Source organism: Mesorhizobium sp. CNPSo 4688, from assembly GCF_057784295.1.
The window spans coordinates 139,421-165,037 of record NZ_JBWLUY010000011.1 but is presented as its reverse complement, the minus strand read 5'-3'; the positions used below and the strand labels follow the sequence as shown (position 1 = coordinate 165,037).

The following is a 25,617-nucleotide window of genomic DNA, read 5'->3' as shown; positions in this document are numbered from 1 at the left end:
CGAGCCGCGTTCCAGCAGTCAGCTGAAGCTCCTGACAAAAGGGCGGCAGGAAAAAAGGCGATCCCGACAGGATTCGAACTTGTGACAATCAGCTTGCTTCAGGGGTACTGAGACCCGGGCCTTGAGGCCGGACGGCCAGGCCGGCGCCATAGGCGACAACCAGGCCTCAACCCACTCCGAACCGAAGGTCAATGCAGCAAAATCGATTCCAATATTCGCACGCACGGATCTCCGGTTCGGGATCACGCGCTGCCACCTCAAGCGGCGCGCTGGCTTTCTTTCGGCCGCAGATTCTGGTTCATGCGGAACAGGTTCACCGGGTCGTAGCGCTGCTTGATTTCCAGAAGCCGGCGATAGTTGCCGCCATAGGCCGCTTCGACCCGGTCGACCTCGTCCTCCGGCATGAAGTTCACGTAAGCCGTGCCGGCGGCATAGGGCGTGGTCGCCTCGTAGATACCACGAGCCCAATCGATGCAGGCCTTGTCCATTGCCGGTTCGCGCCAGCGGGCGTGAACATTCATGACGAAATGCGAGTTGCGCTGCGGAAACGCCGTTGCATCTGCCGCCACACGGCCCGCCACGCCACCGACATGACCGAAGAAAATTTCACATTCCGGGCCTGGAAGCCTGGCAATCGCCGCAGTGGTGGCACCAATCGCGCCGTCCGAAAGCCCGGTCAGGTCATGGCTCTTCCAATAGTTGCGGGCGCCGGGCGCCAGCAGCGGGTCGAAGGCCTGCTGCCAGCCGGTGAACGGGTTGGGGCCGACGACATCGGCAATCGGCGTGCCGATGGCGCGAAGCTTCTGCGTCGCCTTTTCGCCCGCCTGGATGTCGCCGCAATAGCACATGGCCAAAACCAGCACCTCCTTGCCATGCCATTCGTTCGGCAGGAACGGTAGCGGCGGTGCCTGCCGCATGACCACCCAGCAGGTCAGTTCGTCGGGCGCGGTTTCGAGCGCCTTGCGATAGTCCCGCAGCACCTTTTCGGCATCGGCGAAGGGATGGACGACGAGCCCCGACAGAACCTGCGGACCCATCTGGTGGAGTTGGAACTCGAACGCCGTGACGACACCGAAATTGCCGCCGCCGCCACGCAGCGCCCAGAACAGGTCCGGATTGTCCTTCTGGCTGACGCGCAGCAACTTGCCATCGGCGGTGACCACGTCGGCTGAAACAAGATTGTCGATGGTCAGGCCGAATTTGCGGGTGATCCAGCCGAAGCCGCCACCCAGCGTCAAGCCTGATATGCCGGTGGTCGAGTTGATACCCGTCGGCACCACCAGGCCAAAAGCCTGTGTTTCCCGGTCGACATCGACGAGCGTGGCGCCGGGCCCGACCCATGCCCGCCGCGCCACGACATCGACCCGCACCGACTTCATCGCCGATAGATCGATCATCAGGCCGCCATCGCAGACGGCACTGCCAGCAATGTTGTGGCCGCCGCCGCGCACGGAGACGAGAAGCCTGTTTTCCCGGGCGAAATTCACGGCACTGATGACGTCGGACGCGCCGACGCAACACACAATGAGACCGGGGCGCCGGTCGACCGTGGCATTCCAGACTGTGCGCGCTTCGTCGTAGGCGGCGTCGCCCGCCTGAAGCAGTGTGCCGCGCAATTGTGCCGAAAGCGCTTCAAGGACAGCAGCGTCGACGGTCGTCTTGCCGCGTTCAAGCGTGGTGAGGCTCATGCTGTTCATGGTTTCCTCCCGATTTGCTTATGAGCCGTTCTCCCTCCGCCCGCTTTTGAACTGTGCTCTTATATTAGATATCGCGCAAGTTCGACGCTGGCCGGCGTTGCGCCCATGTTGGCGCCCAACGACGTGCGGTCTGGCCGGCATGGACGACCCAACGCTGGGGGACGCAATATCTTCGAAAATACTGGCGATTAACGCCGGGATGGCGCCGACATCGACTTCGCGCGTTAGCGACAATGAAGCCAGGCCTAAGGGTTCAACCAACCCAGGCCGATGCCTGCCCTCAGGCTGCTCGCGCCCGGCGCAGCCTTTCGGCGACGTAATGCGGCCCCGGCCCCGTGAGCGGTCTTTCGGTCGCCAGGAAGCCATCCAGCATGGAAAGCAGTTCGCGCGCCGCGCCGGACGAGCAGAAATAGTAGACCATCTGGCCGTCGCGACGGGTGTCGACAAGGCCGAAGGCGCGGAGCTTGGCAAGATGCTGCGACAGGGCCGACTGGCTGAGCAGAACTTTCTCGGCAAGAACACCGACCGAAAGCTCGCCGCCGGCCAGGTGGTTCATGATCAAAAGCCGCTTCTCATTTCCCATCAAATTGAGAAAGGCGGCGACAGTTTCTGCATTGGCGGCAAGTGTTCTCGAAATCATCGATTCCAGATCTTTACTTTCGCGCTCATCCGGCGCCGTGCCAAACGCGACCTTTGGATAAACCGTTGCGATGATTTCGTCGCATCTCGCCCACTCAACCGAGGCGACCTATGCGGCGAAAACCAGCGCCAAGTTCCAGCTGGCATAAGCCGAGACTCCAGTCAGAATCATCAGACCAAAGTCCTAGCCAATGTCAGACCAAAGACTATCAGCGCTGCGCTCTTTCTACAAGACCATAACGATATCTGCCGGCGGCCTGCTTTCAGGCAGCACGCAGGGATGGCGCTGACGCCCACTTCTCGCCCCGCGGAAACAGGGTGAGATGTTGGAACTTTGGAGCGGCGCCTGAGCTAAACCGTTGATTTGTTGGCGATCCCGACAGGATTCGAACCTGTGACCATCGGCTTAGAAGGCCGGTGCTCTATCCAGCTGAGCTACGGGACCGCTGGCCGGACAAGCCATTTGATATCCTGGCCGGCTGATGTCTATGTGCCGGACGCTGCCCGGCGATGCCGGTCAATGCGTCCAGGGTATCCTGCGGTCATAGCGGAAATTTTCCGCATAGGAAATCTGCCGGCGCTTGGTCTCCTTCGGCTCCTCGACGCGGAAGGTCAGCCCCTGCTTTTCGGCGTAAGCCACCGCCTCTTCCCTGGTGTCGAAGGTGAGCCGGATCTGGCTCAGCATGTCGCCCGATGTGGTGTAGCCCATCAGCGGGTCGATCTTCTTACGCTGGGCGGGATCGAATTCCAGCACCCAATGGCCGGTCTTGGCCTTGCCGGACTGCATCGCGGTTTTGGCTGGGCTGAAAATACGCGCGGACATGGGCACCTCGTGGCTGCGTTGGCGGTAGCGCCGCCTTATTTCAGTCAATACTGTGCAACACTGCCGACGGCAAGGCCGAAGCCGCTTGCAACCGCGCCGCTTCGGAAGCGGCATAGGCCAGATACACTGGCGTGGCATCAAAAGTCATGGTCATGATGGCGACATATAGAGGCATGGACGCAGGGATTTTGCACGCCGAGGCCGGCCAGCCAGCGATTTTCAAGGGCGCGATCGTCATCGGCGCCGGCGGGGCCGGGCTGACCGCAGCCCATGCGCTGCTCAAGGCCGGCGTACAAGTGATGGTGTTGGAAAAGGAAGCCCGGCTGGCCGAGCCATGGCACCGGCGCCACCCACAGCTTCACCTCAACACGCATCGCGATCTCTCGGCACTTCCGGGCGTCGCGTTTCCTGCCGGCACCCCTGCCTTTCCGCACCGAAGCGCGGTCATCCGCCATCTCAACGAATTCCGCGCCATGCACCGGGTGCCGGTCGAGTTCGGCGTCTCGGTCGATGAGATCGCCTTCGACGGTGACCACTGGCTTGTGCAGACAAGCGCCGGGCCGCGACTGGCACGCCATGTCATAATCGCCACCGGGCGCGACCGGCAGCCCTTCATTCCGGCCTGGAAAGGTATGAAGGCCTTTGCCGGGCGCGTCATCCATTCGGCCGAGTTCGGCGACGCCAATGACTATGCGGGCCGAAAGATACTGGTCGTCGGCGCCGGCAATTCCGGTTTCGACGCGCTCAACCATTTGGTGCGGGTGGATACGGCGCAGATCTGGCTATCAGCGCGAAACGGTCCGGCGCTGCTGCCCAAGCGCATCGGCCAGATCGCTGTCCACCGCTTTTCGCCGATTCTGGCGCGGCTGCCGTTCAAGCTTGCCGACGCGGTGATGGCAGCGACGCAGCGGCTGGTGTTCGGTGATCTCGCCGCCTTCGGCCTGCCGCCGACGCCCTCGGGCGGGGCAAGCCGGCTGGCGTCGGATTATACCGCCATCGCCGCCGATGACGGCGCCGTCGACGCCATCAAGGACGGCAGGATCATCGTCGTGCCGACGGTGCGGGAATTCACCCGCGACACGGTCATTTTCGACAATGGCGTGACGATCCGGCCCGATATCGTCATCGCCGCGACCGGCTACCGCACCGGACTCGAGGCCATGTTGGGCAAGCTCGGCGTACTCGACGAAAAGGGCGTGCCGCTGTTCAACGGCGCCGACAGCGACCCGAAACTGCCGGGCCTGTGGTTCACCGGCATGCGGCCGAGCATCCGCGGCTGCTTCGCCAACGCCCGCATCCAGGCCAAGGCGATCGCTGCCAGAATTGCGCGGGAGCGCAAACCGCCGAGTCCAGTTTGACGTTTTAGGGGTTGCGCGGCAGGGCCCGGAACCTTATACGCCGCAGGGCCTCGGAGTGTAGCGCAGCCTGGTAGCGCATCTGGTTTGGGACCAGAGGGTCGGGAGTTCGAATCTCTCCACTCCGACCAATTTTCTCCCCCTGCAAAGTTTGCCTGTCGCCAACGGCGCCTCGCTGCCAGCGCATGGCGGTGCGCGTTCGCACCCAGCAGGCCTGCATTGGCTGACCTGCAATTTGTATTGGAACGCGAAGCTCTCCCGCGAGTTGAGTATTATTCGACCCAAGGAGAGATATAATGAAAACCCTGATAATCGCTTCCATGATCGCTTTTAGCGGAACGGCAGCTTTGATTGCGCCGGCGCAAGCCGCCAGCTTGATCATCCAGTCGGATGAAGGCGATCAATATTCACCCGACAATGATCAAATACAAATTCGCCGTTATCACGAACGCCAAAGAGTCTACGACGACGATGAATATAGCGACAATCAGGGCAATGACGGTCAATGGCGCCGCCACCACCGTCATCACCGCTGCCATATCGAGCTGGTGAAGCATTGGCGCCATCACCACAGGGTCATCGAGCAGGTCAGGGTCTGCGGTTGATCCGATTGCTTTATAACGTGCTCCGGCTGGGTTTTCGGCCAGAGCACCGGTTGATCTAAGCGTCAACACCGGCCGCCACCACCTCTGCCAAGGCTGGTGCGCCCTTGATCGTCCGCTTACCATTTCCCGAGAATGCGATTTTGCCCATTGAAGCCGTCGAGCATCCGCATTTGGGCAGAGGGGTTCAATCGTATCAGCGAACGCCATGGCGCCGTCATGGACGGCATCGGCGTAAGATTTTGAACGCCGCACTGGCGGCTCACCGAAAGCGCGTCGGTCAGACTTGCCGTCTGGCCAGTCATTTCGGACCTGCTTGTATCGGGCAAGGTCAAGCCGGTCGTGGCGAAGGTCTTCGCGCTGGAGGATGCCGCAGAAGGCTTGTGGTATTTCATCGAGGAGCGCCCGTTCGGCCGGGTGGCGCTGAAGATTTGACGCAAGGTGCTCCGCTCGGATTATCCCCTCGCTTCCATCGCTGCCGTCGGTCTAGACTTTGGCAAAGGGGAGATTCCGGATGCTTGGTCTTGAGGCATGGCTGTCGCTGATAGGCCCTGCCTACTTCGCCTATATCGGCATCGCGATTCCGTTCGTGGTCGTCTGGGCCATTATCTGTGCTGCCCTGTGGATCTGGAACAACCGGCCAAGCAAGAGGCAGGGCCCTCCCCGGTCGTGGCCCGCCAGCCTGGCGTTCTTTGTCGTCGTCGCCGCCTGCTACGTGACGGCGCATACAGCGGTCTACCTGCTGGTCCGGTATCTGGCCCCGTTGTGGGCATGACAGGAGCGCGTGCCTAGGGGCACTCTGACGACCATCCTGCCTGAAGGTAAGCTCGCCGGGCGAGAACCCCAATCATCACTCCCGGCGAGCCTACAACCCGATCAGGAACGCGATCAGGACCGGGGTCAGCCGGCAGGCGTAGTGTTGCAAGATGGATGCCAGAGGTTTTTTCTCGAAATGGGACAGGAGCGGACTCTTCTCCTTCCACTGCCTAAATTTCGAACTCGCCCTGCCCTTCATCCATCGCACTGACGATCTCGGCGGCGAGTGTTCTTGTAATCGGCGTCTTGCGTTCGAGCGCGGTGCGATCCAGCCGTTCGACCACCCGCATGGCGGTGGCCAGCGAGCGCTCGATGCGGCGCACGAGATATTGCACGACATGCTGTTCGACCTCGACCTGGCGGTCGGCGAACAATTTGGTGATGACACCGGCCAGAAGCAGGTCATCGGGTTCGTGGATTTCGACGGTTGCCGCTGCCTTCAGCCGTGAGGCGAGATCGGGCAGCGTCACCCCCCAGGCGGCGGGGAAGCGCCGCGCCGTCAACAGCAAGGTGGACCCGGCGCCGCGCACTTCATTGATGAGGTGGAACAGGCCCGCCTCGTCGATGGCTGTCTTGTCGACATCGTCGATGAGCGCCGGCCTGCCGCCGAGCCCGGCGATGGCATTGCCGATGCGCTGGGCATCGACCGCCACAGCGTTGGCCCGCGCGTGCCAGATCGAGCCCAGATGTGTCTTGCCGGAACCGGCCGGGCCGGCCAGCACGATCACCGGCGACGGCCAGTCCGGCCAGCGGTCGACAAGGGCCGCCGCCTCGCGATTGGTGGCAGACACCACCAGTTCGTCGCGCGAATAGCCGGTGCCGTGGCCGAGATCGAGCGGTAGCTGGCGCGGCGGTTCAGTTCTCTGGTCGGCCACGTCAGCCGCGCCGCGTCCGATGACCGCCGCCGCGATCGGCGGGTAGCGGCGGGACGGGCTCAATGGCGTGCCCCTTGTAGAGCGGCGATTCGAGATAACGGGCGATTGCAAAGCGCACCAGCACGGCAACCGCGGCCGAGGCCGGTACGGCAATCAGCAGGCCGACGAAGCCGAACAAGGCGCCAAAGGCAAACAGCGCGAACATCAGCCAGACCGGATGCAGGCCAACGCTTTTGCCGACCAGCCTTGGCTGCAGGATGTTGCCCTCGATGAACTGGCCGACGAAGAACACGCCGGCGACCAACGCCACCATGGTCCAGTCCGGCCAGAACTGGACGAAGGCGACGCCGACAGCCAGCACCAAGCCGGTCAGCGAACCGACATAGGGAATGAAGGAGATCAGCCCGGCGAACAGGCCGATGAGGATGGCGAAATTCAACCCGGTCAGCGTCAGGCCGGTGGCGTACATGCCGCCGAGCACCAGGCACAGCGTGCCCTGGCCGCGCACGAAGCCGGCGGTCGCGGTGTTGATGTCCCTGAAGATCGCCCTGACCGTCCCGACATAATCGCGCGGCACCCAGCTGTCGACCACCGCCACCATGCGGTCCCAGTCGAGCAGCATGTAGAAGGCAACGACCGGGGTGACCACGAACAGGCTGACGACCGAGACCAGCGCCACGCCGGAACTCCAGATCGAGGTGAAGACGGTGCTCAACAGGCCGAAGCCCGAGGTGAGCAGCGAGTTCAGCCCGTCGCGCAGGCCATTGGCGTTGACGCCGAATTTCTGCTCCAGCCATTTCGGGTCGAAGCTGGTGATCAGCGCCTGCAGCCGGGTCAGATATTCCGGCAGCTTGCTGGCGAAATCAGCCATCTGGGTCGCCAGCACCGGAACCAGGATGACGAAGGCCAGAACCAGCAGGACGATGAAGGTAATCAGGATGACAATCGTCGCCATCAGCCTGGACAGGCCGAGGCGCTGCAGCCGGTCGGCGACCGGGTCGAGGAAATAGGCAAGCACCATGCCGGCGACGAACGGCAGCAGGATGCCGGAGAAGATATAGAGGAACAGCGCCAGGAAGACGGCGGTTCCCAGCCAGAAGAATATCTGGCGGCGAAACGCCGTGGACGCAGCCGCGTCTGCTGCCGCAGCAGTCGCGGCACTGTTGTCAACTACCCGGGGTGGAGCCTTCGCCATAACCGCTCATATGCCTCAGCCAAGCCACGAGATAGGCCGCGGCCGAAGCCACGGTCAAGACCCCGGACAGCAATATGAGCGCGGGCCTGAGCGGGTCGAGGTGGAGGCCAAGGGAGAGTTCCCCCAGCACCACGGCCGCCAGCACGATCTGGGCGGCGGTGTTGGCCTTCGACACATAGAGCGGTTTCATCTCGACCGGATGCGCCATGACGGTAGACAACAGCACGGCGCAGATGATCAGCGCATCGCGCGACACCATGGTCACCACCAACCATAGCGGCAATTGCCCGATGAAGCCCATGACCACGAACACCGAAACCAGAAGCACCTTGTCGGCCATCGGATCGAGATAGGCGCCGAGTTTCGAATGCTGGTTGAAACGGCGGGCGATGAAGCCATCGACGCCATCGGAAATGCCGGCGACGAGAAAGCCGGCAAACGCCCAGTCCCAGCGCATGTTCAGCATCGCCAGCACCACCGCCGGCACCAGCAGGAAGCGCATGATGGTGATCAGGTTGGGGATGGTCAAGGCGATGTCCCGTCGCTTTTGTTTTGCTGATACATGATGGAGAAGGAGGGGGATCGCAAGGGAGAAGCGCCACACATGGTAAGGCTTTGTGTGAACCACCCCTATGCCCTGCCGGCCATCTCGACAGGCTTCCAATCTCGCATATGCGACGTCCCTGACGTTCATGGAAAAGATGACGGTCGCTGGACAGCTAAGTACCGCGCTCTGGGCTCGCGGCGAGAACTTCTTTGATCAGACCGCAGACGCCTCGAGGATGGAAATGGGTCCTCGGGTCTGAATCACTCGTTCCAGGCGTAGTCCAGCGGCGTCGAACAAGCTTGCATATTGGACCTGCGTTCTCTCCAGGCCGCCGGTGACGGCGAGCATGACCACGTCGATACCCTTGATTTGGTTCGGTTCGTCACCTGGCGGTACGAGGGTCTCGGCCACAAGCACCTTCCCGTTCGGCAGCATCGCCTTACGGCAATTTCGCAGGATCTCCGCGGCACGCCCATCGTCCCAATCGTGAACGACCTTCTTGATGACATAAGCATCACCGGTGGGAACGCTTTCAAAAAAATCACCGGCGACAAATTCGGTGCGCGGCAGGTCGCCTCCGGCACCCTGGCGTGCTGCCGCGACACCTGAAGACAGATCGAAAAGCACGCCGCTCAAATGAGGGTTGCGGGCCAGGATCGCCGAGAGAAGCTGGCCATGCCCGCCGCCAACGTCGACGACACGCGTGAACGGCTTGAAGTCATAAGCTTCGGCAACGGCCTCGTTGCTGCCTTGGCTCAAGGCGACCATGGCACGCTGAAACAAGGCAGCCTGCTCCGGGTGTTCCGACAGCCAGTCAAACCTTGGGCTCCCGAACACCTTGTCGAAGGCCGGCTTTCCGGTGCGAACAGAATGCAGGAGTTGCTCGAAGGCAAGATAGGCCTCGCTGTTGATCATGCGGACGAAGTCACCGGGACCCGGCCGATCGGAGCGCAGCACGGCACCAACCTCCGTCAACTCGAAATGACGGGGCAGTATTTCCCTAAAGACCCCTTCAGGCGCGAGAAGTCGCATTACACGATAAAGCGCGTCAGCGTCGGACTGGGTAGCAGCCGCTAGTTCATCCACCGACCGCTCGCTGGCAGCCAGCAGATCGGGGATACCGAGTTCGATAATGACGCGCAGCGCCTGTGACACGACGAATCCGAATCCCAGCCTCATGATCTGTTGCGACGGATTGAGCATGGCTTTTCCCCGAATGCCTGATGCGTGGCAACAGATCACCAACAACAGCTAGGCACAAGGACGCAAGGGGGGTGAAAGCGAAGATGGAGACGAGGGGTTTTGTCTCCGATAAAAAGCGAGGACAGAGGGATTTTGCACAAGGGGCGCTACCGCCGCCGAAAAACCCACTGCCCACGCTTTTATCGGGGGGCAAAACCCCGCCATTCCGCCGTCATCCTTGCGAGGCGCGGCCGTTCATGCGAAGAGCCCGCAAACGAGTGGAAACAGCGATGAGCAAGCGCCGGACATGAGCAAGCGCAAGAACGGGCTCACCTATGCCGAGGCTGGCGTCGATATCGATGCCGGCAATCTGATGGTGGAGAAGATCAAGCCGCTGGTGCGCGCGACGCGCCGGCCGGGCGCCGATGGCGAGATCGGCGGCTTTGGCGGCCTGTTCGACCTGAAGGCCGCAGGTTTCACGGACCCGGTGCTGGTTGCCGCCAATGACGGCGTCGGCACCAAGCTCAAGATCGCCATCGACGCCGGCAAGCATGACACGATCGGCATCGACCTCGTCGCCATGTGCGTCAACGACATCGTCGTCCAGGGCGCCGAGCCACTGTTCTTCCTTGACTATTTCGCCACCGGCAAGCTCGACCCCGACCAGGGGGCCGCGATCGTCGGCGGTATCGCGATAGGCTGCCGGCAGGCCGGTTGCGCGCTGATCGGCGGCGAGACGGCTGAAATGCCGGGCATGTATCACGACAAGGACTATGACCTTGCCGGTTTCGCTGTGGGAGCGGCTGAACGCGGCCAGCTCTTGCCCACCGACGACATTGTCGAGGGCGATGTGCTGCTCGGCCTTTCCTCATCCGGCCTGCATTCCAACGGCTTTTCGCTGGTGCGCCGCATCGTTGGTGTCAGCGGCCTTGCCTGGAGCGATCCGGCGCCGTTCAACGACGAGGCGACGCTGGCCGAAGCGCTGCTGGAGCCGACCCGCATCTATGTGAAGTCGATCCTGAAGGCGATCCGCAACACGCACGGCATCAAAGCGCTCGCCCACATCACCGGCGGCGGCTTCCCCGAAAACATCCCACGCGTGCTGCCGAAGGATTTCTCCGCCGAGCTCGACCTCAATGCCATCGATGTGCCGCCGGTCTTTTCCTGGCTGGCGAAAACCGGCGGCGTGGCGCCGGAAGAGATGATGCGCACCTTCAATTGCGGCATCGGCATGATCCTCGTCGTCGCCTCCGGCCAGGCCGCGCAAGTCGCCGCCGTGCTGCAGGAGGCCGGCGAGACGGTGACGCCGATCGGCCGCATCGTGCCGCGCCGCGACGCCGGCGTCATCTATCGGGGCTCGATCGGCCTATGAGCAGGAAACGCACGGTTGTCTTGATCTCGGGACGCGGCTCCAACATGACGGCGCTGATCGCGGCGGCGAGCGATCCGGCCTATCCGGCCGAGATCGTCGGTGTCATTTCCGACCGGGTGAACGCCGCCGGTCTCGGCATCGCAGCCGCGCGCGGCATCCCGACCAAGGTCATCGTGCGCTCCGACCATGCCAGCAAGGAAGCCCATGATGCGGCGATCGACGCCGCACTGGTTGCGTTCAACGCCGAGATCGTGGCGCTGGCCGGCTATTTGCGCATCCTTTCCCGCGGCCTGGTCGAGAAGTGGCAGGGGCGCATGCTCAACATCCACCCTGCCCTGCTACCGGCCTTCAAGGGGCTGGACACGCATGCGCGCGCCTTGCGGGCCGGCATGCGCATCCATGGCTGCACGGTGCATTTCGTCACGCCCGAGATGGATGACGGCCCGATCATCGCGCAAGCTGCGGTGCCGGTGATGGTCGGCGACAATGAGGATACGCTGGCCGCGCGCGTGCTGAAGGCCGAGCACCGGCTCTATGCGCTGGCGCTTGGGCTGGTCGCCGACGGCAAGGCGCGCATGGAAGGCGGCCGCACCGTGCTGGCGCATTTCGCCGACGACGCCGACAATGCCACGTCCGTAGTGATGGCGCCCGACCCGCTGCGCGAGGAACGTGACCTCGAGCATCTGGCGCGGATCACGCCTTGAGGGCCTAGACCCGCAACGAGCCGAACCTATGAAACAGCTGCTCCTGCTGCGCCACGCCAAGTCGAGCTGGGACGATCCGGCGCTTGCTGATTTCGACCGGCCGCTTGCCCCGCGTGGGCTGAAGGCTGCGCCGCGGATGGGGCGCGAGCTGGCCAAGCGCGACTGGCTGCCCGATCTGGCGCTGGTGTCACCGGCGCTGCGCACGCGGGAGACATGGCGGCTGGTCTCGGCCGAACTGCCGGCGAGAGTGCCGGTGGAGTTTGCCGAGGGGCTCTTCGAGGCCACGGCTGGCGATATTCTGGCCGAGGTGCAACAGGCAATGGCGTCGGCTGGCAGCGTCCTGGTGCTTGGCCATAATCCCGGCCTGGAGGATTTGGCACGCCGGCTTGCCGGTCCGCGATCGGATGCCGGGGCTCTGAGGAAGCTTGACGAGAAATTCCCGACCGGCGCCCTTGCACGCTTTGTCGTCGACGATGGCTGGGCAGACCTCGCCTTCGGCACAGCCCGGCTAACGCATTGCATCAGGCCGAAGGGCTGATGCTGTCCAAATCAAAAGCGGCGGACCACGCCCGCCGCTTTTGGTGCAAATGATCAATTGCCCCAGATGCCCTGGCCAGGATCCGGCGAGGCTTTCGACCCTGCCGATCCCGTTGTCGTCGTATCGACGTTAGCCGCAGGCTTGGTCATCCTGTGCTTGCGGATCGAGGCGGTGAAGCCGCGGTCGACGCCAGCGGTCGGCTGGTTAGCGCTGTCGGCGCCATAGTGATCGCTGCCGGCAGAGGCGCTGCCCATGGCAGAGACGAGCATCGCGGCCGCGACGAATGCAATCCTGGTCATTTCAGTATTTCTTGTCTGTCGTTTCACTGCGCGGGCGCCTTGGGAGGATGGTCCCGCTGTCGACAAGACCCGCCACCGCCCGGTTTTATTCCCGGGCGAAACGGATTCCTCGCGGTCAGTGCCGGTCACGGCTGCGCAAAGGAAAAGCTGCGGCCAAGACCGCCGCCTTTGGCTTAATGCGCTCAGCGGTTGCCGAAACGGTGCCGGTCACTGCCCGGCCTAACGAAGATCACCAAGCTTGACCTAGAAAGATGATGTGCAAACAAGAAGATAGAGTAGCTTGCTGCCGACTTGATTCAGACCTCGCGGAACCCAAGCCGGCTGCACAAAAAACAAGAGCGGCGGGCCAAGCCCACCGCTCTTTGTGGTCGTAAATCTCTCTGGAAATTAACGACCCCAGATGCCCTGGCCGGATTGCGGCTGGTTCGAGTCCGGCTTGATCGTGAAGCCGCCGAAGGTAGCCGGCTTCCCGATCGAGGCCGTATAGCTGTGGTCTATGTTGCCGGCCGGAGCGGTCGACGCGGTCACAGCAGGCTGGTTGACACCGTCAGAGCCGTAATGGTCGCTGCTTGCGAAAGCGGTGCCGGTGGCAACGAGGAGGGCAGCAGCGGTAAGAGCGATCTTGGTCATTTTAAGTACTCCAGATATCTGGTCCTGTCCGTCTAGTGGCGTGCCTTGGGAGGAATTCGCGTCGCTCGGACCACCCCGAGATGGGTCTGTCTTGCTGCCATTTCCAATCACTAAAATGTGTGAACCGAACCGTTCAGTTCGATCTTGAAATCCCCCGAATGACGTGGCGGTTGCAATTTTCTATCGTGATATCAAATAGTTAAGTTATAGCACTTGCTATATGGCGCGACCAATCGCTGAGCCGGCGTTCATCGATCACGATACAGTGCATCGATGGCGGGAAAACAGCGACAACCGCAGCCTTGCAAGGGATTGACAAGGTCAGTGGCCTGCCCTTTTGTCGAACCCCAGAACGTCGCGCATGTCGTATTCGCCGGGCGGACGTTCCACCAGCCAAAGTGCCGCTACAATGGCGCCCCGCGCGAACATCGAGCGGTCAGCGGCCGAATGCGAGAGCGTGAGGGTCTCGCCTTCGCTGAGGAAGCTCACGGTATGATCGCCGACAATGCCGCCGCCGCGCAGCACGGCAAAGCCGATCTCACCGGCAGGGCGAGGACCGGTGACGCCGTCGCGAGCGCGTCTCGCCACATCGTCGAGGCCGACGCCGCGCGCCCTCGCGGCCGCTTCGCCAAGCATCAGCGCCGTGCCAGACGGCGCGTCGACCTTCAGACGGTGATGCGCCTCCAGGATCTCGATGTCGGCGTCGGGGCCAAGCGCCTGCGCCGCCTGCTCGACCAACCCCGCCAGCATGTTGAGGCCGAGCGAGTAGCTGCCCGAGCGCACGATCGCGATAGACTTCGCCGCCTCGGCAATGGCGGCAAGTTCAGAGGCATTGAATCCGGTCGAGCCGATGACCAGTGCCGGGCCGCCGCGGGCCGCGCAGGCCTTTGCCAGTTCGACGGAGGCCGCCGGCGTGGTGAAGTCGATGACGACATCGGCAATCGCCAGCGCCTCGTCGCGTTCGACCAGGCCCTCGCCGGCGCTGCCCGGTCTGTGAAAGCGGGCGACGAGCGCCAGCCTGGGATCGGCCTCGACGGCCAGTGCCATCTGCCTGCCCATACGGCCGAGCGCGCCGGCTATGGCTATCTTCAATGGATGCGGCATGGCGGCTTTCGTTGGAAATGCGAGTCCGAACAATCGTCTACCATGCCGCCTTGCCAGATTGATTCAGGCGGCGCCATGCGTCTTCAGCATCATGCCGGCGATCTCTTTGACCAGCTTGGCGGCGACAAGCGCTGTCAGGTTGGAGACATCCTGATTCGCATTGTATTCGACAACATCGGCACCAATGATCGGTTGGTCGATCCGCTGGATCAGGCCGATCACTTGCCGGGTTGTAAGACCACCGGGTTCGCGATGCGACACACCGGGCGCACAGGCCGGATCGAGGCCATCTAGATCGACCGAGAGGTAAACCGGCGTCTTGAGGTCGAGCCGCAGATCCTCGCTGAAATGGCGCGCCTCGATCACCTCGACGCCGAAGAGTGTGAGCTGGTCACGAAGCTCGTCGTTGAGCGTGCGCAAGCCGATCTGGATCAGCCGGTCGGCCAGCCCTTCCTCCAGGATGCGGGCGAAGGACGAGGTGTGCGAGCGTTTGTTGCCCTGATAGGCATCGTAGATGTCGGGATGGGCGTCGATCTGGACGATCGTCAGGCTGGGGTGGCGGCGGCGCATGGCGCGCAGCAGGGGCCATGCGATCGCGTGGTCGCCGCCGAGGCTGATCAGCGGATGGCCGGCGTCGAGCGCTCGGCCGACCTCGGCCTCAATCCGCTCCCACGGGTCGCCAACGCCTGAAAAATCGATGTCGCCACGGTCGAGAAAACTGTCCGCCACATCGAAGCCGGTTTCGCTCCACGAGGAGTGCGCGTCGCTTTTGAGCTCGCGCCGGATCAGAGCCGGCGCTGCCGCAGCACCCTTGAGGTAGGACGAGTTCTCGTCATGCGGTATTCCCAGAAGCGAAACCCTGGCCATTGGCGTACGATCTCCGGCAACAGGCCTTGTGACTAAACCCGGGAGCTGGCTGGGACCAGCGCAGCCGCTTGGGCCAGCAGCGAAGGCGAACCGGCAATCAAGCCGTCGTCATTTGCCGGCCTCGCCGCCCAGTCTTTGCCTGACGATCGCGGCGTGGAAATTTGTGCCGTGCAACAGCCCGTCATCGTTGAAGTCGTAGCTGGAATTGTGCAGCGGCACTGACGCCTCGCCATTGCCGAGGAAAACGAAACAGCCGGGTACGTGGTCGAGGAAGCGGGCGAAATCCTCCGAACCGGTCATCGGCTCCGCCGCGACGCCGACTGCGTTCTCGGCCAGCACGCGCCTTGCGGCGGCAAATGCCTCGTCGACGAGTTCGGCATCGTTTTGCAGCGGTACGAACTCCCTGGTGTAGGTGATCTCGGCGGAGACATTGTAGGCGGCGGCCGTACCCTCGGCGATGATGCGCATCTGCCGCTCGATCTCGGCGCTGACCTCCGGCCGAAAACTGCGGGCATCGCCGAGGATGCGGGCAAGACCGGGCAATGCATTGCGCGTGCCGTCGGTGATCAGTTCGGTCACCGAAACCACCGCTATGTCGGCCGGGCTCAGCCGGCGCGAGACGATGGTCTGCAGATTGGTGACCAACGCGCAGGCGGCGACCAGCGTTTCTTTGCCCGAATGCGGTCGCGCGGCATGGCCGCCGATGCCCTTAAGCACGATCTCGAAATTATCCTCGGCCGACATGATCGGGCCGGCGCGGGTTTCGAAATACCCGATGGGCAGGCCAGGCATGTTGTGCAGGCCGAAAATCTCGTCGAAGGGAAAGCGCTGCATCAGGCCGTCGTCGAGCATCGCCAGCGCGCCCTTGCCCCACTCCTCGGCCGGCTGAAAGATGAAGCGCACAGTGCCGTCAAAACCACCCTCGGCCGCCAGCAGCTTTGCCGCGCCGAGCAGCATGGTGGTGTGGCCGTCATGGCCGCAGGCATGCATGAAGCCAGTGTTTTGCGAGCGATAGGCCGCCGCCGATTGCTCGGTGATGCGCAGCGCATCCATGTCGGCCCTGAGCGCAATCGCCCGGTTGCCGCTGCCGCGCTTCAGCGTGCCGACAACGCCGGTGCCGCCGACGCCTTCCGCGACATCGTCCAACCCGAATTCACGTAGCTTCGCGGCGACAAAGGCGGCCGTGCGCTTTTCCTCAAAGCCGAATTCAGGATGCGCATGCAGATCGCGCCGCCAGACGGTCATCTCCCGCTTCAGCGCATCACGATCGAGTTCAGCCATTTTTCTCCCCCGACCTATTTCGCAAGCTCACTGGCGACATCAAGCAGGATGTTGGTGCCTGCGACAAGCTCGGCATCGCCGGTATGTTCGCGCGGACTGTGGCTGATGCCGCCAGCGCTCGGCACGAAGATCATCGCGGCAGGCGCCATGCGGGCCATCATCTGCGCATCATGGCCGGCGCCCGATGTCATGCGCCTGACGCCGAGACCGCGATTTTTCGCGGCGGCCTCGATCCGTTCGACGATGCCGATATCGAACAGCACCGGCTCGAAGCGGGCGAGTTGCTCGGCTGAGATCGCCACACCCTCAGCCGCGGCAAGCTCTTCGAGATAGGCGGCAAGCGCCGCTTCATGTGCCTGCAGGCGCTGTTCATCGGGATCGCGCAGGTCGATAGTGAAGACGGCGCGCCCGGGAATGACATTGATAGCATTCGGCTCGAAGCGCATCGTGCCGACGGTGACGACCGTCGGCGTGTTCGAAGCCTTGGCTCGATCGTGCAAGAAGGTGATGACGCGGGCGGCAGCATGGCCGGCATCGCTGCGCATCGACATCGGCGTGGTGCCGGCATGATTGGCGGCGCCGTCGATGGTGATGCGCTGCCATGAGATGCCTTGCAGATTTTCGACGGCGCCGATCGGCACGCCTTCGCGCTCCAGCACCGGCCCCTGCTCGATATGCAGTTCGAGATAGGCATGTGGCTTGAGGAAGCCGGGGTCGCGGTCGCCGGCATAGCCGATCCGGGAAAGTTCCTGGCCAAGCACGCTGCCGTCGGTGCCGATGGCGGCCAACATCGCGTCCGCGCCGGCGCCACCGGCATGGACGAGCGAGCCCATCATGTCGGGCGTGTAGCGCACGCCTTCCTCATTGGTGAAAGCGGCGACTGCAATGGGACGCGAGGGCGAAAAGCCCGACGCCTTCAGCGTCTCGATCACCTCCAGCCCGGCAAGTACGCCATAACAGCCATCATAGATGCCGGCATCGATGACGGTGTCGATGTGCGAGCCGATCAGCAGCGGCGCCTGCCCCGCATTGTCGGCGCTTTGCCAGATGCCGAATATGTTGCCGACCCGGTCGATGGCGACTTCCAGCCCCGCCTGCCTGAGCCAACCGACGAAGAGGTCGCGGCCCTGCCTGTCAGTGTCGGAGGCGGCGAGCCGGATCAGCCTGCCGTCACCGTCACGACCGACGGCGCCGAGTTCACGGATGCGGCCGAGCAGGCGCTGTGCATCTATGCCAATCATGGCAAAGCCTCGGCAGGCACTTTGCCGACAAGAACATCGGCGGGGCTTTGCCCAACCAACTCCGCATAGCGATGCGGGTCGGTGGCGCCTTCCGTGTTGATCACCAGCACCCTGGATCTGCCATCGAGCCCGAGAGCAACCTTGTTATCGGTCACCGCGCGGATCAGCCCGGCAAGACCGACGCCACCGCTTTCGCCGGAAACGATCGCCGGATCGCCGCCCGCCGGCCGCGCCAACCGCCGTATCATCGCGACGGCCTCATCCTCGTCCACCGTCATGAAGGCGTCGGCAACCCGCGCCAGCACGCGCCAGGCGACCGGCGAGGCCTCATAGCATTCAAGCATCGCCATCACAGTCGGCTGGTCGTGCGCAACCTTGACCACGCGACCTGCCTGGGCCGCCGCGGCAACGCAGGCTGCGCGCGCCGGCTCGACCACGATGAAGATCGGCCTCGCATCGCCGAGCACGATGGCGAGATGACCAGCCACGGTAGCGGCAATGCCGCCGACACCGGCCTGCACGAAGACATGGGTTGGCGGTTGCGGCAACTGGCGCAGCGCTTCGCGCACGATCGCCGTATAGCCCTGCATGACCAGACCGGGGATGCGTTCGTAGCCCGGCCAGGAGGTGTCGGACACCACGGTCCAGCCTTTCTCCGCCGAAATCTCAGCGGCCTGCCTCACCGAGTCGTCGTAATTGCCGTCGACGCGGATCATCTGCGCGCCATAGCGCGCTATTGCCGCAATCCGCTCCTCGCTGACGCCGGCGTGAACGAAGATTGCCGCGCGCGCGCCGACTAACTGCGCCCCTTGCGCAACCGAGCGACCATGATTGCCATCGGTGGCGCAGGCAACCGTCATGCCGGCTGCGACCGCCCGGACGTCGGGCCGGTTGAGATCGGCAACGTCGACGGGCCGGCCAAGCGAGCGACTCGCCTCCTCCAGCACCAGGCGGAAGACGGCATAGGCGCCGCCCAGCGCCTTGAAGCTGCCGAGGCCGAGGCGAAAGCCTTCATCCTTGATGTGGATGGCGCCGAGGCCGAGTTCGCCAGCCAGCCCCGGCAGCGCACGCAGCGGCGTTGGCAGATGATTGTCGCGATGGGCCAGAAAGCGCTCGACCGTGTCGGCGCCGGCAACCCCCAGCGTTTCGGCATCGACCGGTTCGAGCGGTTCGCGGTGCAAGGCATTGCCGTTGAGCAGGAACACGGATGGCCTCCTTGAGGGTCAGACGAAATCATATTGCAGCAGAGGCGCAAAGAGCGCTGTAATTGGCGCTTTGAAATGCAAGTTTGTTTCGCCGGGACAGCGCCTTTGCCTACATCGCCTTCACTCGACAGTTTCGACCTCGCTATCCTTGCCGTCCTGCAGCGGGACAACACGACGCCGCAGCGGCTGATCGGCGAAGCCGTCAACCTGTCAGCGCCGGCGGTGCAGCGGCGCATCAAGCGGATGGAACAGAATGGCGTCATTGCCGGCAATGTCGCGGTCATCGATCCGGCGGCGGTCGGCCAGCCCATCACCATCTTCGTCGAGGTCGAGTTGGAGAGCGAACGCTCGGATCTGATTGACGCGGCCAAGCGGCAATTCTCGGCGGCTCCCGAGGTGCAGCAATGCTACTACGTCACCGGCGAGGCCGACTTCATCCTGGTCATCACCGTGGCCGACATGGGCGCCTATGAGGCGCTGACGCGCAAACTGTTCTTCGACAGCAAGAATGTGCGAAAATTCCGCACCTTCGTCGCCATGGACCGCGTCAAGGTCGGGCTCACCGTGCCTTTGCCCAGATAATAAGTTTCAGTCGGCCGGCCGCAACCAGACCTTGTTGTCGTGGAAGGCGGCACCGCCATAGGGCGCAGGCGCATCGGCGCTGGTCAGCACATTAATGCCCTCGCCACGCTCATGGGCGCTGTTTGGCCAGATGCCTTCGGCGATCACCACGCCGCGCTTGATGCCGTCGAACAGTTTTGCGTGCAGCACCACCTCGCCGCGCCGATTGCCGACCTCGATGCGGTCGCCATCGCCCAATCCAAGGGCAGCGGCGTCGTCTGGATGCAACAACAATTCCGGCCGACCCTCCTTGGCCTTCGACACTGGTGTCTCGGAAAAGGTCGAGTTGAGGAAATTGCGTGCCGGCGATGTCGTCAGCCGGAACGGATGCTCGGCGTCCGCGACCTCGATCAGGTCGACATGGTCCGGGAATTCCGGCAGCTCGGCCACCGGCCCGAACAGGCCCATGCTTTTCGGCGGCCGGTTGGGCGCCGCCTGCCCGCTCCAGTTGGCGCGGAAGTGGAATTTCTTGTCGGCGTGACCGAAGCCACTGATGAAATGCGCCGCCTCGAAATCCGGCTGCAGGTCGACCCATTTGTCTTCCTTCAGGCTGGCGAAACTGCCCAGCCCGCGTTTGCCGAGGATGATGTCGATATGCTGCTGCTCGGTGAGGCCAAAGCCCGGCCGGTCGGCGACGCCGAGACGTTCGGCCAGTTGCTCGATGACGAAATGGTTGGTGCGCGGACCTACAGGCGGTTCGATCAGCTTGGGGCCAAGCGTGATGTGCTGGTTGCCGCCACCCTTGTAGACGTCGTCATGCTCCAGGAACATCGTCGCCGGCAGCACGACATCGGCGAGTTTTGCGGTGTCGGTCATGAATTGCTCGTGCACGCAGGTGAACAGATCGTCGCGTAGGAACCCCTGTTTCACCAGCCGCTGCTCGGGTGCGACATTCACCGGATTGGTATTCTGGATCAGCATCGCCGTTACCGGCGGGCCGCCATAGAGCGCGTCCGCCGCACCGGTCAGCACCGGGCCGGTTCGCGACTGGTCGAGATAGCGGATGTTGGGATCGCGCATCGCGGTGCCTTCCAGCACATCCTGGTTGAGCTTGAAGATGCCGGAGTTGGAATGGAAGGCGCCGCCGCCCTCATATTGCCAGGCGCCGGTGACGGCGGCGATGCAGGACGCCGCATGCATGTTGACCGAGCCGTTGCGCTGGCGGGCAAAGCCATAGCCGAGGCGGAAATAGGTTTTCTTCGTCGCGCCGACGAGGCGGGCGAAGGCCTCGATCTCGGCAACGGCAAGGCCGGTAATTGTGGACGCCCATTCCGGCGTGCGCGTCTCCAGATGCGCCTCCAGGCCCTTGGGGTCGTCGGTGTATTTTTCGAGGTAGGCGCGGTCGGCCATGCCCTCCTTGAACAGCACATGCATGACCGCGCAGGCCAGCGCGCCGTCGGTGCCGGGCTTCAGCACCAGGCCCATGTCAGCCTGCTTCATCGTCGCGTTCTCATAGACGTCGATGACGACGATCTTCGCTCCGCGTTCCTTGCGCGCCTTGATGGCGTGGGTCATGACATTGACTTGCGTGACCACGGCATTGGTGCCCCAGATCACCACGCAGCCCGATTTGGCCATCTCGCGCGGATCAGGCCCACGCAAGGCGCCCGCCCCCATCATCCAGCCGGTCCAGGCCAGGTTGGTGCAGATCGACCCGAAGAAGCCGGAGTATTTTTTCGCGTGGCGCAACCGCTCGATGCCGTCGCGCTGCACCAGTCCCATCGTGCCGGCATAGTAATAAGGCCAGACCGTCTCGGAACCGTATCTTTCTTCCGCCGCGATGAATTTTTCGGCGACGAGGTCGAGCGCCGCTTCCCAGCTCGATTCCTTCCAGACGCCGTCGCCCTTGGCGCCGGCCCGCACCAGCGGCTTCAGCAGCCGGTCCGGATGGTGGACACGGTCGGCGTAGCGCGCGACCTTGGCGCAGACGACTCCGGACGTGTAGGTGTTGGCCTTGGCGCCATGGACGCGGCCAATGCGATTGCCGTTGAGCAATTCGACCTCGAGTGCGCAGGTCGACGGGCAATCATGCGGACAGGCGGAGTGGCCGATGCGGAGCTTGGCGTGCTGGTTCATGGCACGTGCTTAGCCGGTTCCGGACGCGGCCTGTAGGGCCAGATCTTACGCTCCCCTTGATGGGGAGGGTCGGCGCGTAGCGCCGGGGTGGGGTGCGGCGCAGACCCCCACCCCGCTCCGCTTCGCGGATTTACCCTCCCCACAAGGGGGAGGGTAAATCACTCCGCCGTGCCTTCCTCATATTCGGCCGACATGGTCAGCCACTTCTCCTCGTGGCCGGCAAGCTGCTGGGCCAGCTGCGAGCGCTCCTTGGCGAGCCGGGTCGCCGTCGACGGATCCTTCTCATAGACGGCCGGGTTGGCGAGTTCGTCCTCGATCAGGTCGATGCGCTTGCGGATGCGGTCCATCAGCGCCTCGGTGGCGCGGATCTCCTTGGCCAGCGGCTCGAAGGCGGCGCGGCGCGCCGCTGCATCGCGGCGGCGATCGGCCTTGGATGCCTTCTCGGCCTCGCGCTTGCCGCGGCGGTCGCCGGACACACCGGTGACCAGCGTCTTGTAGTCCTCCAGGTCGCCATCATAGGGATTGACCGCGCCGTCCTTGACCAGCCACAGCCGGTCGGCCGTCGCTTCCAAAAGGTGGCGGTCGTGCGAGATCAGGATGACGGCGCCGGGAAACTCGTTCAGTGCATGGATCAGCGATTCGCGGCTGTCGATGTCGAGATGGTTGGTCGGCTCGTCGAGGATAAACAGGTTCGGCCCCTCGAAAGCTGACAGGCCCATCAGGAGCCGCGCCTTCTCGCCGCCGGACAGGTCCTTGGCCGCCGTATTCATCTTTTCGGTGGTGAGACCAAACTGGGCGACGCGGCCGCGCACCTTGGATTCCGGTGCTTCCGGCATCAGCCGGCGGACATGCTCGTAGGCGTTTTCCTCCGGCCTGAGATCGTCGAGCTGATGCTGGGCGAAGATCGCCACTTTCAGCCCGGGCGCAACCGTCATGGTGCCGGTTTCCTGCTTCAGCCGGCCCGACAGAAGTTTGGCGAAGGTCGACTTGCCGTTGCCATTGGCGCCAAGCAGCGCGATGCGGTCGTCGGCGTCGATGCGCAGCGTCATCTTCTTCAGGATCGGCTGGCCTTCAGTGTAGCCGACATTGACGTTGTTGAGCGCAACGATCGGCGAGGCCACCGTTTTCACCGGTTCGGGGAAAGAGAACGGCCGCACGGTGTCGTTCACGATCGCCGCGATCGGCTTCATCTTCTCCAGCGCCTTGATGCGAGACTGCGCCTGCCTGGCCTTGGAAGCCTTGGCGCGGAAGCGCTCGACGAAGGATTCCATATGCTTGCGCGCGGCTTCCTGCTTGACGCGGCCCTTCTCCTGCAACTCCTTCTGCTCGGTGTACTGGCGCTCGAACTGGTCGTAGCCGCCGCGCCAGAAGGTCAGCTTCTTCTGGTCGAGATGGACGATGGAATTGACGGCGCGGTTGAGCAGGTCGCGGTCGTGCGAGATCAGAAGCACCGTGTGCGGATACTTCGACACATAATTTTCCAGCCACAACGTGCCTTCGAGATCGAGATAGTTGGTCGGCTCGTCGAGCAGCAGAAGGTCGGGCTCGGCAAACAGCACCGCGGCGAGCGCCACGCGCATACGCCAGCCGCCGGAGAAGGACGAGGCCGGGCGGCGCTGCGCCGCATCATCGAAGCCGAGGCCAGCAAGGATGGTGGCCGCGCGCGACTCGGCCGAGTGCGCATCGATATCGGCCAGCCGCATGTGGATGTCGGCGATGCGGTGCGCGTCGGTGGCGGTCTTTTCCTCCTCAAGCAGGGCAGTGCGCTCGAGGTCGGCCTTGAGCACGATCTCGATCAGCGGCTCCTCGGTGCCCGGCGCTTCTTGCGCCACCTGGCCGATGCGGGTGTTCTTGGGCAGGCTGATCGAGCCGGTCTCGGAAGGGAAATCGCCGGTGATCGCCTTGAACAAGGTCGTCTTGCCGGTGCCGTTGCGACCGACGAGGCCGGCCTTGGTGCCGGCCGGCAAGGTCAGCGAGGCATGGTCGAGAAGCAAGCGTCCGGCCATGCGGAGCGAAAGGTCGTTGATGATAAGCATGCCGGGGCTTTTGCACGGGAGGGCGGCGCTTCGCAAGGGCTTGGAGGGCCGGCGAGGGCATAAGGCATGAAAACGGCGCGCCTGAAGCGCGCCGTCCAAACTGATAACTTTCAGAGACGACCTGGGTCAGGCCTTCGTCTTGCGCTTCGTCACCTTGGCCGTGGCGGCCGGAACGGCCGGCTTGCGGCCGAGGCCCGAGGATTTGGCCAATGCCGAACGGGTCGCGGAATAGTTCGGCGCCACCATCGGATAGTCCGGTGGCAAGCTCCATTTGGTGCGATACTCGTCCGGGCTGAGGCCATGATCGGTCATCAAGTGGCGCTTCAGCGACTTGAATTTCTTGCCGTCCTCGAGGCAGACGATGTGGTCGGGAAACACCGAACGCTTCGGATTGACGGCCGGGTTAAGCACAGGGCTCTCCACGGCGGGGGCATTGCCCAACTTACGAACCGAGGCGCTGACGCTTGCGATCAAGTCCGGTAGACTAGAAGCTGGCAGTGGATTGTTGCCGACATAGGCCGATACAATGTCGGCGGTCAGTTCAATAGCAGTCTTATTGTCGAGAGTTTGCAATTTGTTTTTCTCCCGCCGGTGATGCAGTTGCCGGCTTTTTTGAAGAGTGTTCTCGATGTATCCACTTAACAGCACCTCCCCAGCGGGTCGTTAAGCGTCAGTAAATCATCAAGAATCGGTGCAGGAGGATGTTTCCACATCAGGTTGCAACGTTGCAAATTAGAAAATCTAATACTTCGAAGCCGCTGATTTCGCCGTTGCGGAACCGACGCATGTGGAGTCGGCCAATATCTCTAGAATACGTTTCCAGCGGGCGCACCGCCCGAAGTCTTTTTGCTCGATCGCCTTTTCGGCTTTCATCGCGGCATAGAGCGGCGCCTCGGCGCCGAACTCCTTGATCAGCCAGTATGCTTCCTGTCTAGCGAGGCGTTCATCGTCGTCAAGCATGGTTTTCAGCCTCCGAGCGTTCTATGCCCACCGCAATGCAACTACCGATGACGAGGACCGCACCGGCAATCGCGGTCAGCGTCAGCCTTTCACCGGACAGCGTCAGCAGCAGCGTCGAGGCGATCGGCGTCAGATAGGCGACAACCGCAACCTTGCCGCCGCCTTCGAGCTTCAAGGCGCGTGACCAGAAATAATAGCCCAGCCCCATCGGACCGGCACCGAGATAGAGGCCAAGCAGGAGGTCCGCGCCAGCTGGCCAGGCCGTGCCGTCGTGAACACACCACAGCAAGGTCAGGCCGACGCCGACCAGTGCCGAAGGCAAAAGCAAACGCTCCGACGGAGTGGCCAGGCGAGCGACCGCGATCGAATAGAACGCCATGCACAGCGCCGAGCCGAAGGCGGCGAGATAGCCGACGATGCTGCCCTGGAGAAATGGCTGGCCGCGACCACCCGAGATCACCAGCGCCACGCCGACAAAGCCGAGCACGGCAGTCAAGCCGAAAAGCACGGGGCGCTGCGGCTTGCCCAGCACGATGACCGCCGCCGCAACCATCAGCGGCCAGGTGTAGGCGACGAGATTGGCCTCGATCACCGGCATGGAGGCAAAGGCGATGTATTGCAGCACCATGGTGCCGACCAGGCCGATGATGCCGACCGCGACCGCCCGGGCGCCCGTGGCTGCCCTTTCGGGGGTCGCGTTCTTGCGGCTCGCCAAATGGATGACGGCGAACACCAGCGCCGCTCCGCAAAACTGCAGCAACTGCACCAGCGACACCGGATGGCTGGCCAGCAGGGATCTGCCGACCAGCGCGTTGGTCGACCACAGGGCGACCGCGCCGGCGGCGAAGACCAGGGCCGAGGGCGAGCCCGACCCGTCCCGGGAAGGCCGGGACGGCGCCCTGTCCCTGTCGCCGACCATGATTTCTTCCGAACCGACGGCCAAACCGGTGTC

At 63.4% G+C, this 25,617-nt stretch carries 27 protein-coding genes and 2 tRNA genes; 8 read left to right on the top strand and 21 right to left on the bottom strand.

Annotated elements, in window-relative coordinates; translation table 11 throughout:
* Nucleotides 1-257: 257 nt before the first annotated feature.
* From AC04SH_RS22300 to AC04SH_RS22285, 4 genes are all read right to left on the bottom strand, one after another.
* Nucleotides 258-1,697 (bottom strand): FAD-binding oxidoreductase, encoded by a 1,440-nt coding sequence (locus AC04SH_RS22300; RefSeq protein ID WP_488576654.1) that lies wholly within the window; start codon nt 1,695-1,697, stop codon nt 258-260.
* 280 nt (nt 1,698-1,977) lie between these two features.
* A complete protein-coding gene (locus AC04SH_RS22295) occupies nt 1,978-2,337 on the bottom strand; it encodes an ArsR/SmtB family transcription factor (RefSeq protein WP_203278147.1) in 360 nt (119 codons plus the stop codon).
* 367 nt (nt 2,338-2,704) lie between these two features.
* Nucleotides 2,705-2,781, bottom strand: a tRNA-Arg gene (locus tag AC04SH_RS22290).
* A gap of 72 nt (nt 2,782-2,853) precedes the next feature.
* Nucleotides 2,854-3,159: an ETC complex I subunit gene (locus AC04SH_RS22285; RefSeq protein ID WP_112560867.1), complete on the bottom strand. Its 306-nt coding sequence runs from the start codon at nt 3,157-3,159 to the stop codon at nt 2,854-2,856.
* A gap of 173 nt (nt 3,160-3,332) precedes the next feature.
* On the opposite strand from AC04SH_RS22285, the gene AC04SH_RS22280 reads away from it, so the two are divergent.
* The 3 genes from AC04SH_RS22280 (at nt 3,333) to AC04SH_RS22270 (ending at nt 5,119) form a co-directional block, all read left to right on the top strand.
* A complete protein-coding gene (locus tag AC04SH_RS22280; RefSeq protein WP_488576653.1) occupies nt 3,333-4,517 on the top strand; it encodes a flavin-containing monooxygenase in 1,185 nt (394 codons plus the stop codon).
* Nucleotides 4,518-4,568: 51 nt separating this feature from the next.
* Nucleotides 4,569-4,645 (top strand) — tRNA-Pro (locus AC04SH_RS22275).
* 165 nt (nt 4,646-4,810) lie between these two features.
* Nucleotides 4,811-5,119, top strand: a complete 309-nt coding sequence (locus AC04SH_RS22270) for a hypothetical protein (RefSeq protein WP_488576652.1) — start codon at nt 4,811-4,813, stop codon at nt 5,117-5,119.
* 116 nt (nt 5,120-5,235) lie between these two features.
* On the opposite strand, the gene AC04SH_RS22265 is transcribed toward AC04SH_RS22270, so the two are convergent.
* Entirely contained in the window at nt 5,236-5,421 is a 186-nt protein-coding gene (locus AC04SH_RS22265) for a hypothetical protein (protein ID WP_488576651.1), read from the bottom strand.
* 209 nt (nt 5,422-5,630) lie between these two features.
* Here AC04SH_RS22265 and AC04SH_RS22260 point away from each other — a divergent pair, with 209 nt between their 5' ends.
* Entirely contained in the window at nt 5,631-5,891 is a 261-nt protein-coding gene (locus AC04SH_RS22260) for a hypothetical protein (protein ID WP_488576650.1), read from the top strand.
* Between the two features lie 211 nt (nt 5,892-6,102).
* Here the strand turns inward: AC04SH_RS22260 and hdaA are convergent, their stop codons facing one another.
* The 4 genes from hdaA to AC04SH_RS22240 all read right to left on the bottom strand — a co-directional run bounded on the left by hdaA (nt 6,103) and on the right by AC04SH_RS22240 (nt 9,752).
* Entirely contained in the window at nt 6,103-6,807 is a 705-nt protein-coding gene (hdaA, locus tag AC04SH_RS22255) for a DnaA regulatory inactivator HdaA (protein ID WP_488576739.1), read from the bottom strand.
* Between the two features lies 1 nt (nt 6,808).
* Entirely contained in the window at nt 6,809-8,002 is a 1,194-nt protein-coding gene (locus AC04SH_RS22250; RefSeq protein WP_488576649.1) for an AI-2E family transporter, read from the bottom strand.
* On the bottom strand, nt 7,974-8,531 hold the full coding sequence (locus AC04SH_RS22245; protein WP_488576648.1) for a CDP-alcohol phosphatidyltransferase family protein: 558 nt from the start codon (nt 8,529-8,531) through the stop codon (nt 7,974-7,976). Before AC04SH_RS22245 ends, AC04SH_RS22250 begins: the two co-directional genes overlap by 29 nt.
* 231 nt (nt 8,532-8,762) lie before the next feature.
* Nucleotides 8,763-9,752 carry a methyltransferase gene (locus tag AC04SH_RS22240; RefSeq protein ID WP_488576647.1) on the bottom strand — a complete coding sequence of 330 codons (990 nt, stop codon included), beginning with the start codon at nt 9,750-9,752 and terminating at the stop codon, nt 8,763-8,765.
* A gap of 286 nt (nt 9,753-10,038) precedes the next feature.
* On the opposite strand from AC04SH_RS22240, the gene purM reads away from it, so the two are divergent.
* The 3 genes from purM to AC04SH_RS22225 are packed head-to-tail and all read left to right on the top strand — an operon-like array spanning nt 10,039 to nt 12,345.
* Nucleotides 10,039-11,103, top strand: a complete 1,065-nt coding sequence (gene purM / locus AC04SH_RS22235; RefSeq protein WP_477234814.1) for a phosphoribosylformylglycinamidine cyclo-ligase — start codon at nt 10,039-10,041, stop codon at nt 11,101-11,103.
* Entirely contained in the window at nt 11,100-11,807 is a 708-nt protein-coding gene (gene purN / locus AC04SH_RS22230) for a phosphoribosylglycinamide formyltransferase (protein ID WP_192248541.1), read from the top strand. Before purM ends, purN begins: the two co-directional genes overlap by 4 nt.
* Nucleotides 11,808-11,835: 28 nt before the next feature.
* Nucleotides 11,836-12,345 carry a SixA phosphatase family protein gene (locus AC04SH_RS22225; protein WP_488576646.1) on the top strand — a complete coding sequence of 170 codons (510 nt, stop codon included), beginning with the start codon at nt 11,836-11,838 and terminating at the stop codon, nt 12,343-12,345.
* Between the two features lie 53 nt (nt 12,346-12,398).
* Here AC04SH_RS22225 and AC04SH_RS22220 read toward each other — a convergent pair whose 3' ends face one another.
* The 7 genes from AC04SH_RS22220 to AC04SH_RS22190 form a co-directional block, all read right to left on the bottom strand.
* A complete protein-coding gene (locus AC04SH_RS22220) occupies nt 12,399-12,644 on the bottom strand; it encodes a DUF680 domain-containing protein (RefSeq protein ID WP_488576645.1) in 246 nt (81 codons plus the stop codon).
* Nucleotides 12,645-13,031: 387 nt separating this feature from the next.
* Nucleotides 13,032-13,274, bottom strand: a complete 243-nt coding sequence (locus tag AC04SH_RS22215) for a DUF680 domain-containing protein (protein ID WP_477234822.1) — start codon at nt 13,272-13,274, stop codon at nt 13,032-13,034.
* A 321-nt stretch (nt 13,275-13,595) separates the two neighbouring features.
* Complete coding sequence (gene dapB / locus AC04SH_RS22210; protein WP_488576644.1) at nt 13,596-14,378, bottom strand: 4-hydroxy-tetrahydrodipicolinate reductase; 783 nt, start codon at nt 14,376-14,378, stop codon at nt 13,596-13,598.
* 63 nt (nt 14,379-14,441) lie between these two features.
* Complete coding sequence (gene speB, locus AC04SH_RS22205) at nt 14,442-15,245, bottom strand: agmatinase (RefSeq protein ID WP_488576643.1); 804 nt, start codon at nt 15,243-15,245, stop codon at nt 14,442-14,444.
* A 108-nt stretch (nt 15,246-15,353) separates the two neighbouring features.
* Nucleotides 15,354-16,526 carry a M20 aminoacylase family protein gene (locus AC04SH_RS22200; protein ID WP_488576642.1) on the bottom strand — a complete coding sequence of 391 codons (1,173 nt, stop codon included), beginning with the start codon at nt 16,524-16,526 and terminating at the stop codon, nt 15,354-15,356.
* Between the two features lie 14 nt (nt 16,527-16,540).
* The gene (locus AC04SH_RS22195; RefSeq protein WP_488576641.1) at nt 16,541-17,767 is read right to left on the bottom strand and encodes an allantoate amidohydrolase; all 1,227 of its coding nucleotides are present in this window, start codon (nt 17,765-17,767) and stop codon (nt 16,541-16,543) included.
* Nucleotides 17,764-18,972 (bottom strand): diaminopropionate ammonia-lyase, encoded by a 1,209-nt coding sequence (locus AC04SH_RS22190; protein ID WP_488576640.1) that lies wholly within the window; start codon nt 18,970-18,972, stop codon nt 17,764-17,766. The genes AC04SH_RS22195 and AC04SH_RS22190 overlap by 4 nt, the downstream gene beginning before the upstream one ends.
* 75 nt (nt 18,973-19,047) lie before the next feature.
* Between AC04SH_RS22190 and AC04SH_RS22185 the strand changes: the two genes are divergently transcribed.
* Nucleotides 19,048-19,554: an Lrp/AsnC family transcriptional regulator gene (locus AC04SH_RS22185; RefSeq protein ID WP_488576639.1), complete on the top strand. Its 507-nt coding sequence runs from the start codon at nt 19,048-19,050 to the stop codon at nt 19,552-19,554.
* Between the two features lie 6 nt (nt 19,555-19,560).
* On the opposite strand, the gene AC04SH_RS22180 is transcribed toward AC04SH_RS22185, so the two are convergent.
* The 5 genes from AC04SH_RS22180 to AC04SH_RS22160 all read right to left on the bottom strand — a co-directional run bounded on the left by AC04SH_RS22180 (nt 19,561) and on the right by AC04SH_RS22160 (nt 25,584).
* Nucleotides 19,561-21,669: a molybdopterin-containing oxidoreductase family protein gene (locus AC04SH_RS22180; protein WP_488576638.1), complete on the bottom strand. Its 2,109-nt coding sequence runs from the start codon at nt 21,667-21,669 to the stop codon at nt 19,561-19,563.
* Nucleotides 21,670-21,827: 158 nt separating this feature from the next.
* Entirely contained in the window at nt 21,828-23,705 is a 1,878-nt protein-coding gene (locus tag AC04SH_RS22175) for an ABC-F family ATP-binding cassette domain-containing protein (RefSeq protein ID WP_023819154.1), read from the bottom strand.
* Nucleotides 23,706-23,831: 126 nt separating this feature from the next.
* Nucleotides 23,832-24,278, bottom strand: coding sequence for a Ros/MucR family transcriptional regulator (locus AC04SH_RS22170; RefSeq protein WP_488576738.1), 447 nt, complete (start codon nt 24,276-24,278; stop codon nt 23,832-23,834).
* A gap of 168 nt (nt 24,279-24,446) precedes the next feature.
* Nucleotides 24,447-24,665 (bottom strand): hypothetical protein, encoded by a 219-nt coding sequence (locus AC04SH_RS22165; RefSeq protein WP_488576637.1) that lies wholly within the window; start codon nt 24,663-24,665, stop codon nt 24,447-24,449.
* Nucleotides 24,658-25,584 carry a DMT family transporter gene (locus tag AC04SH_RS22160; RefSeq protein WP_488576737.1) on the bottom strand — a complete coding sequence of 309 codons (927 nt, stop codon included), beginning with the start codon at nt 25,582-25,584 and terminating at the stop codon, nt 24,658-24,660. The genes AC04SH_RS22165 and AC04SH_RS22160 overlap by 8 nt, the downstream gene beginning before the upstream one ends.
* Nucleotides 25,585-25,617 lie beyond the last annotated feature (33 nt).